Consider the following 8,994-nt stretch of genomic DNA (forward strand, 5'->3'; position numbering starts at 1 on the left):
CATAAGACCTAACTTCCCTGCGGAAGTGCGAAGATTGACAACCCAACCTTAAACCATCCATTAAGTTCTGTCAACTCTTCCTCAGGAATCCTGGCTCAGCGGTTGGAGGGGCGGCTGTCGGTAGAGGAGAAGAGGGCTTCCAGGGCCTGGCTGAGGGTTGGCTCCATCACCACCCGGTCTTCGTAGGCGGCGATGACCCGGGTAAGCTGGGGCAGGCGGCCCTGTTCTGCCTCGAGATAAAGGGGCTGGACATAGAGGAGCGATGTCTCGATGGGGATGACCAGCAGCGTGCCTAGGTTCACCCGCGACCCGTGTTCGTTCCAGAGGGCAATTTGCTCGGAAATGGCGGGATCCTGGTTGACCCGCGCCTCTACCTGTTCTGGCCCGTAGATGAGGCGCTGCCTGGAAAACTCATACACCAGCAGCTTGCCGTAGTTTTCCCCATCGCAGCGGGCAGCCATCCAAGCCACCATGTTCTGCTTGTTGAGGGGAGTGAAGGGGGAAAGTAAGACAAACTCAGGCTGGTTTTCCTCCGGCAAGGTGAGGACAAGGTACTGGGGCTGCATGGGGAGGCGCCGCTGCTTGCGGAACTGGTTGGGGATCTGCCACTGGTCTTCCCGGTTGTAGAAAACACGGGGATCCGTCATGTGGTAAGTGGCAAATTGCTGCACTTGCAGGCGGAAGAGATCCTGGGGGTAGCGGATGTGCTGCCGCAGCGGCTCCGGCATGGCCTCTAGGGGCTGGAACAGGGTGGGGTAAATGCGGGCGTAGGCTTGGATGAGGGGATCCCGGGGGTCGGCAATGTACCAGTCAATGCTGCCGTTGTAGGCGTCCAGCACCGCCTTGACGGAGTTGCGGATGTAGTTGAAGGGGAAGCCGGGCAGATGCTCCGAGTAGGGGTAGCGGCTGCTGGTGGTGTAGGCATCGAAAAACCAGTAGAGTTTGCCCCCTTGAATCACCAGGTAGGGATCCCGGTCGTAGAGCAAAAAGGGCATCACCTGGCGCACCCGTTCCCGGATCTGGCGGCGATAGAGAAAGCGGGTGGTAGAGGAAAGCTCGCGGCTGAGAAGAATGCGCAGATCCCGGAAGTGCCAGGCGTAGAGAAAGCGCTGCCAGAAGTGGGGGATGGGCACGCCGCCCGTGCCGCGGTAGCTGCTGTAGACATAGCGATCGGCAGCGGGATAGTCCAGCTCCCTTGCCTCGGCTCCCACAAACACATGGGTAGTGGTCAGCTCGCCGTAGTAGATAGCCGGCTGTTCCACCCGCAGCACCTGCGCCACCTCCGGGTAGCGGGGAGAAACCCGCGGTGGGATATCCGAGAGAAAAAAGTCCGGCAGCCCCTCTGGGGTAACTACGTTCACCGGGCTGAGGGTGAGGCCATAGCCGTGGGTATAGAAAAACCGCTGGTTAACCCAAGTTTGGGCAGCAGGCGGCACCTGGGCAAAGTCCAATTCCCGCGCAGCGTGCATCACTTGGCGCAGTTCCCCGCCAATGCGGTAGCGATCCACATCCACATCGGGAAACTGGTAATAGGGACGGATCTCCTGCAGCTGGCGATAGGTAACCAAGAGGGGCTCCGTATCCCAAAGGCGCACGTTGCGCAGGGTGGATTGATTTTGCTGCAGGGTTTCCAGCGTCAGGGATCCCTCCTCTGGAAAGGGTTTCACCTCCACCTCGGTCAGGCCAAAGCCAGCGCGGGTAAAGCGGATGTTGTGCTCGATGTAGGGGCGCTCCAGCTCCAGCTCGTTGGGGGTGACCAAAAGGGTTTGCACCAGTTGCGGGTAAAGCCGGGTAGTCAGCAGCCCAAACCCCAGGTAGGCCCCCCAAAGCAAAGCCGGTGCCAGCAGGGAACTGGCCCAGGCAGGGCACCAGGATTTGAAAAAGGGAAGGCGGAGGCGGATCCCTTGGCGGGCCAAAACCCAGAAGCCAATGGCCGTCAGGAAAGCCACCCCGCTCATTAGAGTGGTGGCTGGCAGGGTGGCGTGGACATCGGTAAAACCAGCGCCAAAGACAACGCCACGGGTGGAGTAGAGCAGCTCGTAGCGCTCCAGCCAATGCCCCCAGGCGCGAATTAAAAACAGGGATCCCGCCAGGATCAGCAAGTGCCGCTGGGCAAACAGGGAAAGGGCCAGGGTCAGCCGCTGCTCCGATAGCCCTAGCTCCACCAGGTAGATGAGTGCTGTCGTGATCAAAGTAAGCAGTACCAAGTTGAAACACCAGTGCTGCAGCGTCTCCCAAAAGGGCAAGCCGAAAAGAAAAAAGCCCAGATCGCGGCCAAAGATGGGGTCGAACTCCCCGACGGGCACCTGGTGCAGCCAGAGCAGCAGTGTAAACCAGTGCCGAGAAAGAGACCAGGCCAAGCAGCCGCTCAACCCTAGGGCAATGGCCCAGGCCCAGGCTGGGTTTGCACCCCGCCAGCAGGCGCGGATGTTGGATCCCACCACCGCCAGGGCAAAACCAAAGGCGCCCAGGCCCAGCCCCCAGCGAGCCATCACCCGTGTCCACAGCACCGGCAAGGCGTTCAGCTCAGCAAACCAGGCCAGATCCACATAGAAAGACGCCAAAGCCGTGATGGCTAGGATCCCCAGTCCAATCCAAAGCAACAGGAGCAGCCCTCGCCGCAACCGCTGCATGGCCTCACCGTCCTTGGCCCGGAGCTGCCCTTGATCCTAGCCCCTGCACCGCCTGCAGCAAGCCCGCTGGACCCCCGTCCACCCGCACCACCGGGATCCCGACTTGGGCCTGCAACTCTTGCCAGGTGAGATCGTCCAAGAAGCGCTCCCCATCCTTAAGAGCAATCTGGGGCAAAAGTAGCCCATCGTAGCTTGCCAAGTTTTCAACGGATTTCAGAGCGCCCAGAATGTCTTGTCCTGTCAACAACCCGGTTACCGTCAGGGTTTGTCCCCAGAATTGGCTGGCAATGGGCAACAGGTCCAACTGCAGCCCCCGAATGCCGTTCATCCGCTTGACCACAGGCTGGAAGGCCTGTTCCACAGCGTTGCCCACCACCCAGAGGACTTTGAGGGGAGCAGGGATCCCAGCCGGCAGCTGCACCTGCTCGAACTCGCTCAAGAACAAGCGCAGGGATCCCACCCCATTCCCCAGTTGGGGGTAATCTTCGTAGTGCTCTGCCGGCGGCAGTTCCCGACCCGCCAGCAGATACCACTCATCAGCCAGCCAGGCAAAGGTGGATCCCAGTTCTTGGCGAAACTGCGCCTGCAGCGCTTCCACCTGATCAATCACCTCCACCGCTTTGGCAGCATCCACTGGGATCAGCTCATCATGGGGAGGGCGAAAGCGGGTTAGCCCCACCGGTACCACCGCCACCGAGAGGACGGTTGGGATCCCTTCAATGGGTTGGCCAAAGGCGGCCAAGTCCAGAAGGGTGCGAGTTAGCTGCTCCCCATCGTTCCAGCCTGGGCAAACCACCACCTGGGCATGCAGTTGCAGGCGGTGTTGGCGAAACCAGGCCAACTGCTCCAGGATCAAGCCGGCACGCGGGTTTTTGAGCAGGCGGCTGCGCAACTGGGGGTCGGTGGCATGGACCGACACATAGAGGGGAGAAAGGCGCAGGCGGGCAATGCGATCCCACTCGGCAGCAGTCAGGTTGGTGAGGGTGAGGTAGCTGCCGTAGAGAAAGCTGAGGCGGTAGTCATCGTCTTTGAGGTGCAAGCTTGCCCGCATCTCAGGAGGCTGTTGGTCGATAAAGCAAAAGGGGCAGGCGTTGTTGCATTGGATGAGACCATCGAACAAAGCCGTCTCAAACTCCAGCCCCAGATCCTCGTCCACGTCTTTTTCCAGCTCAACGGTGCGCGGGATCCCCTGGCTGTCTAGGATCTCCAGGCAGAGATATTCCTCAGCAATGAGGAAACGGTAGTCGATGAGGTCGCGGGGTTTCTCGCCATTGATGCTCACCAGCGCCTCCCCCGGCTGAATGCCCACCTTTGCCGCCAGGGATCCGGGTAGGACGGCGCTGATGCGGGCAGGCTTGAGGCTAGCACGGGACATAGCGCGCCCAGAGTACAAACCTACTCCAGACAGCGGCGAATTGCTGCTTCCAGCTCCGACTGGCTCAGATCAGTGACCACAAACACCTCTTGCACGCTGCTGCCCTTGCGGGCCACCAACTTGTATCCCCCTCGAATGGGCACGGAAATCCGCAACTGCAACTGAGGGATCCGCCCCCGACTGCAGGACAAGGCGCCCGGCGTTACAGTTTTAATGCCCGGTTGTCGAGTCAGGCGCTCCAGGACAGGGATCAGCCCAGAAATGTGGGTGGAGTGGTTCCAAACCAGTCGACCGGCAGGCTTAGACATAGCGGCAACGCAACAGCGAGAGAGGCTGGATCTCCATGCTAAGCTCTTACCCTTGCAACTGAGAATAAGCCTTGGCCAACTCTCCAAGTGCAGGCATTTTCAGAGGGTTTTCTCTGTGCTAGTTTAGCGGCAGCAAGCGCAAGGGTCTCCTGACTTATGGTTGCCGAGCAAGTCATCCTAGAGATTCCCGAAGCCATCCTGAAAGGCCTGCAGAATGGAACCTACGAGCGCGTAGGCGGCGTGGTGCGAGAAGTGGCTTCTAAGCAGGTGGTGGCCTGGCTGAGAGAAACAGGGGGCTTGACACTCGCAGATAGCATTGTCAACTGGATCCCGGGAGTGGATATCATCAACGGGATCCTTGCCAACATTCAGTTGAGACAGATCAACCTAAGACTAATCGACATTGGCAATAAACTAAACACTGTCTTAGGCTTAACCCAATTTAATATCCGCGGCGTGGCGGCAGTGGGATATGCTTTAGCGGCTGCCGATGCACAAAAGCCAAACTTGCCATGGCCATAGATAGCCCTCTACCTTTGGTTCTTGTGGTACGCTACACCTCGCCTCAGACTTGGCTGCCGGTTGTGGCCCACGACGACGTGGAGCGAGCTGCGCAGGCGCTGCGACACCTGCAAGCGCGCCGGCCCGGGCAGCAGTATGGTCTGGAGAACTCCTATGTTCTATTTGAGCGCCGTTTTGAAGCCTTGATTTGCCTGGCTTATCTGCTGCAACAGCTGGGGCGGCAATACGACCCTGATGAGACGGATCTGGACCTGAAAGTTACCGTTCACGGGTTTGCCCGCAGTGACCCGCCGCCACCGCAGCTGTGGGGTTGGGGAGAGCCCTGCCTGTTCTTTGAGCGCGAGCACGCGGAGCTGTGTCTTGATCCCCCGTCGGAAATGAAGGGCTGGATGGTGCGGTGTCAGTTCCACGTCCACTGCGGTCAGACGCTGCAGCAGCTGTGGAACTTTAGCGGCTTGGCTTACTCGCCAGTTCATGAGCAGCTCAAGTTCTGGGAGCGGATGTTGGGTACACGGGATCCATGAAGCAACTGGGGCAGAGGAAGAGACAAAAGCTCTGCTGTCAAGCGGATGGGGAAACCCCACCCGCCTGCGCGGTGGGGTAGTTCATCTAGCAACAGGATCAATGGGGGTAGAATCCGCCGTCCAAACCAAATAGAACTTCAGGTTCTCCTTTAGCTTTTCAGCGTCCGCTCTTTCCTTTATCGCTGTCAGGGAGAGCCGCACTCGCAACAGTCCTCTGGGGATTGCCGGCTCTTCTTCCTGAGCCGTAGCTATCTATTCCCAATTGCTTGCTGGTTTGGACAGGGAGGGATCTAGTCCAGCTCCCGCCGACGTAGCCGCTGCAAGGCCGAGAGAGGTTTCTCTTCCTCTGGCTGCTTTTCTAGAGTTGCTTCTGGCGGGGCAATTGTTTGTTCAAGCGCAAATTTGTCCCCCTCCGAATCGATGGTTAGGGGGGGAGCGGAGTTGTTAGTCTGTTGGCTAGGAAGAGGAACCGACTCCAAGGGGGCCAGCAGGGACTGGATGTGGCTATAGGTTTCGGGGTTGCTGCGGGCGGCGTGGGCCAGGAGAGTGAGCTGCTGTTTGGCTTCCACGAGGTTCCCCAATTTGAGATCCACCAAAGCCAGTTGGTAGCGGGCCTTGAAACTTGTGGGATCCACCTCCACTGAGCGTTGGAAGGCGGCTCGCGCCTCCGCCAGCTTGCCTTGGCGAGCGTAGATCAGGCCGAGGTTAAAGGGCACGTCGGGATCCCGCTCACTGGGGAGAACCCTAGTTTTGTCTTCTAGCTCAAGGGCGGCCCGGTAGGCGTTAATAGCTAGAGTGTGAAAGCCCATCTGTAGGTAGCGGGCTGCATCTTCCTTGAGTTGAGCCACCGTCGGCTCCCCGGTGAGCAAACTCAGGGGGGGCTGGGCTGAGGCAGGCAATCCCAGCGCCCAGCTCAGCAGAAATCCCACAGCTTTCAGGCCGAGGACGGCGGCCTCTCTACTGCTACTCGCTGCCATGATCGGTTTCCTCCAGCCACCTCAACACCACTTCGTTCCACCCCTCCGGGCCGGGAAGGGGAGCTAACTGGATCCCTGGCCCCCCAAGGCGGATGGCCTCACTCCAGAGACTACCCGCAATTGGGCTGGGAAGCACGACTTTCCGCTCCGCCCAGCGCAAAAAGGCCAGATCGGGCAGGGAACAGCCAATGCCCAGAGCCCTGACCGGGCCCAAGTGTCTCTGGTAGCAGTCGAGAAGCAACCGCACCGCCTCTTCTCCAGGCCAGAAACTGGCTGCTGGGGTTGAATGCATCCACTTCCAGCCAGTGAGATACCAGTGCGAAGGGCTGGGAAGGTGGAGCTGACGCAGCCGCAGCTGGTGCTGGCTGAGGGTGGCCTCTTGTTGGGCAAAGGCTACTCTCAGCGTGGCTGGATCCCCGGAATAGCTGAAAATCTCGCTGTACTCGCGCTGTTGTGCCCGTTCTGCTTCCTCTAAAGGGATCCCGGTGGCCGCTGCCAGCTCTGAAGCCGTCCAGTCGCCAAATCCAATCAAGTCCAGCTGGAAATCTTGGCGCACCTGCTGCAGGATCTGGCGCAAGCGAGAATAGGGCAGCCCCAGGGCATACTCATAGTAGGGAGGGCGGTGTTGCCAGCGCTCATCCAAAATGCCTGTGGGAAAGTAATGTTCGGGAACATAAATAGCGGAGCCGTCCTCGCAGATGAAGGGATGCTCTAGGTGCAGTTGCCGACGCAGATGTTCCAGTTGAGCGCGGGTACGCAGGCTGTAGAGCACCAAGGGAATGGAGCGGCGCTCCAGAGCCGCCAAAGCTTGCCGAGCAGCCCCATAGCTGTTGGACTCCAGATCCAAAAGGCTGCCATCCAAACTGGTGAGGACAAGTCGCATAGGCCCAGGAAGGGAAAAGGCACTGGCACCTGTCGAATTAGCTAGATCAGACGGCTCCTAGCCCGAGGAGTCCAAAGCGGATCCCTGGGGTCTAGGACACAGGCGGCCAGCATTCCCATCATCTAACAGCCTTGCCAGAAGTGAAGCGCCCGGAGTGGCCTTGCCAAAGGTTACGCCCTGCTGCCCCGCCCAGCCGCTACTAGCGGTAGAGCCCGGCTCCTAGCTTTGCTTTATGGCAGGGATCAGGTGCCAAAAGCGCGATCCCCAGCATCTCCCAACCCAGGCAGGATAAACCCTCGGTCGTTTAGACGCTCGTCAATCATGGCGCAGAAAATTTGCACCATTGGGTAATGGGATCCCAGTCGCTGCAGCCCTGGCGGAGCGGCCAAGACGCTGACAATTCTCACTAGGCTAGGATCTGCCCCCCGTTTTTTTAGCTCATCCAAAACCCAGAGCAAAGTACCCCCAGTAGCCAACATCGGCTCAGGGATGAGAATGCGCATCTGCTCCGGGATCTGCTCTGGCAGGCGATTGAGGTAACAACTGACCTGCAGCGTCTCCTCGTTCCGCACCAGGCCCACATGAAAAATCCGCGCCTGGGGCAAAAGGGCTTGACAGCCTTCCAGCATGGCCAGGCCAGCCCGCAGGATAGGCACAATGGCCAGCGGCACCTTGGGGTCAATGACTTCCGCTAGAGCCGGTTCTAAAGGCGTTTGCACTTGCACCTTCTGGGTTGGGATCCACTCCCGCATCGCTTCATAGGTCAGCCAGCGGCCCAACTCCACCAAGGCCGTGCGAAAAAGAGGCATGGGAGTCTCCCTGTCTCGGGCCACAGCTAGCCAGTGCCTAATGAGCGGATGGGGAGGGACGTAAACCCGCAGTTGCTGACTTGCCACCGAAGGATGCCTCAACCTGGGCGGTAGCATAGCGACTTGTGGGGGCAGAAGGCAAGCTTTTGCAAAACTAGGGCGAGATGTTGGCTGCCGGTGGACGCTAGCACAAGCTGGTGAACTTTTGAGGACCCAGCTGACGGTGGGGCAACCGAAGGCAGAAGTTACCCTTCAGGGGGCGGCAGGGATCGGAAGGAGCCCAAGGAAGCTGAAGTCTAGATCCAGCAGGGTAAATTGTGGTCACCACCAGCGAGCCTGGAGGGAGCCCACCTGAGGGTCAACTACAACTCGCTGGGAGCAACGGCTTGGGCGAACCCACCAATTGGGTCAATTGAAGCAGCTAAAGCCCTGGGGGCAAGGGAGGGTGCTCACTGAGGCCATCCGCTCCTCCAGGGGAGAGGGCTAAACTGCCCAGAGCGAGAACCGCTGAGGAACGGGCTCTGGCTTAACCTAAGCTGCAGCCTCCCTGGGGCAAACAGCAACAATTTACCCCCCTTTCCTCCTAGGGGAGAAGCTGGGGGTGAGGGATCCCAAGCAACTACAATAGCGCTAGCGGGACAGGATCCCTTAAGCCGTGATCTCCCTCAACTTGCGGCCTAGCCTGGAGTTGACTGATGAAGTCTTTGAGCAGCTCTGCCGGCAGAACCCTGAGCTGCGCTTGGAGCGCACTGCCCGGGGGGAGTTAGTTGCCATGGCCCCTGTCGGCAGTGAAAGCAGTCGCCAAAACCTGAGCCTCAGCGCCCAACTCTGGCAATGGAACCGCCAAACCCAGCTTGGCGTGGCCTTCGACGCTTCTGCTGGCTTTGCCCTGCCCAATGGGGCCATTCGCTCTCCAGACGCCGCCTGGGTGGCCAAGGAGCGCTGGCAGCAGCTTACCCCTCA

9 protein-coding genes are annotated in these 8,994 nt (G+C 59.5%); 3 read left to right on the forward strand and 6 right to left on the reverse strand.

What is annotated here, in order from left to right; genetic code table 11:
• Window positions 1-95: 95 nt before the first annotated feature.
• From NW830_RS05660 to NW830_RS05670, 3 genes are read right to left on the reverse strand one after another with little or no spacing between them, the layout of a single operon-like run.
• Entirely contained in the window at window positions 96-2,633 is a 2,538-nt protein-coding gene (locus tag NW830_RS05660) for a UPF0182 family protein (RefSeq protein ID WP_414362306.1), read from the reverse strand.
• Window positions 2,634-2,637: 4 nt separating this feature from the next.
• Window positions 2,638-4,008 (reverse strand): TIGR03279 family radical SAM protein, encoded by a 1,371-nt coding sequence (locus NW830_RS05665; protein WP_414362308.1) that lies wholly within the window; start codon window positions 4,006-4,008, stop codon window positions 2,638-2,640.
• A 20-nt stretch (window positions 4,009-4,028) separates the two neighbouring features.
• Window positions 4,029-4,316, reverse strand: a complete 288-nt coding sequence (locus NW830_RS05670; RefSeq protein ID WP_414362310.1) for a DUF2103 domain-containing protein — start codon at window positions 4,314-4,316, stop codon at window positions 4,029-4,031.
• A gap of 156 nt (window positions 4,317-4,472) precedes the next feature.
• On the opposite strand from NW830_RS05670, the gene NW830_RS05675 reads away from it, so the two are divergent.
• Window positions 4,473-4,838 carry a hypothetical protein gene (locus NW830_RS05675; RefSeq protein ID WP_414362312.1) on the forward strand — a complete coding sequence of 122 codons (366 nt, stop codon included), beginning with the start codon at window positions 4,473-4,475 and terminating at the stop codon, window positions 4,836-4,838.
• On the forward strand, window positions 4,829-5,362 hold the full coding sequence (locus NW830_RS05680; RefSeq protein ID WP_414404606.1) for a hypothetical protein: 534 nt from the start codon (window positions 4,829-4,831) through the stop codon (window positions 5,360-5,362). Before NW830_RS05675 ends, NW830_RS05680 begins: the two co-directional genes overlap by 10 nt.
• 290 nt (window positions 5,363-5,652) lie before the next feature.
• Here the strand turns inward: NW830_RS05680 and NW830_RS05685 are convergent, their stop codons facing one another.
• From NW830_RS05685 to upp, 3 genes are all read right to left on the reverse strand, one after another.
• Entirely contained in the window at window positions 5,653-6,339 is a 687-nt protein-coding gene (locus NW830_RS05685; protein ID WP_414362314.1) for a tetratricopeptide repeat protein, read from the reverse strand.
• Window positions 6,326-7,222 (reverse strand): hypothetical protein, encoded by an 897-nt coding sequence (locus tag NW830_RS05690; protein WP_414362315.1) that lies wholly within the window; start codon window positions 7,220-7,222, stop codon window positions 6,326-6,328. The genes NW830_RS05685 and NW830_RS05690 overlap by 14 nt, the downstream gene beginning before the upstream one ends.
• Window positions 7,223-7,464: 242 nt before the next feature.
• The gene (upp, locus tag NW830_RS05695) at window positions 7,465-8,148 is read right to left on the reverse strand and encodes a uracil phosphoribosyltransferase (protein WP_414362316.1); all 684 of its coding nucleotides are present in this window, start codon (window positions 8,146-8,148) and stop codon (window positions 7,465-7,467) included.
• A gap of 538 nt (window positions 8,149-8,686) precedes the next feature.
• Here upp and NW830_RS05700 point away from each other — a divergent pair.
• Window positions 8,687-8,994 (forward strand): Uma2 family endonuclease (locus tag NW830_RS05700; RefSeq protein WP_414404607.1); only part of this gene is annotated, 308 nt, incomplete at its 3' end.

It is taken from the genome of Synechococcus sp. OH30 (genome assembly GCF_047462175.1).
In the GTDB taxonomy this organism is placed as follows: Bacteria; Cyanobacteriota; Cyanobacteriia; order Thermostichales; family Thermostichaceae; genus Thermostichus.

Excerpts from the sequence above, each read along its gene's own strand:
- NW830_RS05660 (WP_414362306.1), bottom strand. The coding sequence starts at position 2,633 with ATGCAGCGGTTGCGGCGAGGGCTGCTCCTGTTGCTTTGGATTGGACTG.
- NW830_RS05675 (WP_414362312.1), top strand. The coding sequence starts at position 4,473 with ATGGTTGCCGAGCAAGTCATCCTAGAGATTCCCGAAGCCATCCTGAAA.
- NW830_RS05690 (WP_414362315.1), bottom strand. The coding sequence starts at position 7,222 with ATGCGACTTGTCCTCACCAGTTTGGATGGCAGCCTTTTGGATCTGGAG.
- NW830_RS05685 (WP_414362314.1), bottom strand. The coding sequence starts at position 6,339 with ATGGCAGCGAGTAGCAGTAGAGAGGCCGCCGTCCTCGGCCTGAAAGCT.
- NW830_RS05680 (WP_414404606.1), top strand. The coding sequence starts at position 4,829 with ATGGCCATAGATAGCCCTCTACCTTTGGTTCTTGTGGTACGCTACACC.
- upp (WP_414362316.1), bottom strand. The coding sequence starts at position 8,148 with ATGCTACCGCCCAGGTTGAGGCATCCTTCGGTGGCAAGTCAGCAACTG.
- NW830_RS05665 (WP_414362308.1), bottom strand. The coding sequence starts at position 4,008 with ATGTCCCGTGCTAGCCTCAAGCCTGCCCGCATCAGCGCCGTCCTACCC.
- NW830_RS05670 (WP_414362310.1), bottom strand. The coding sequence starts at position 4,316 with ATGTCTAAGCCTGCCGGTCGACTGGTTTGGAACCACTCCACCCACATT.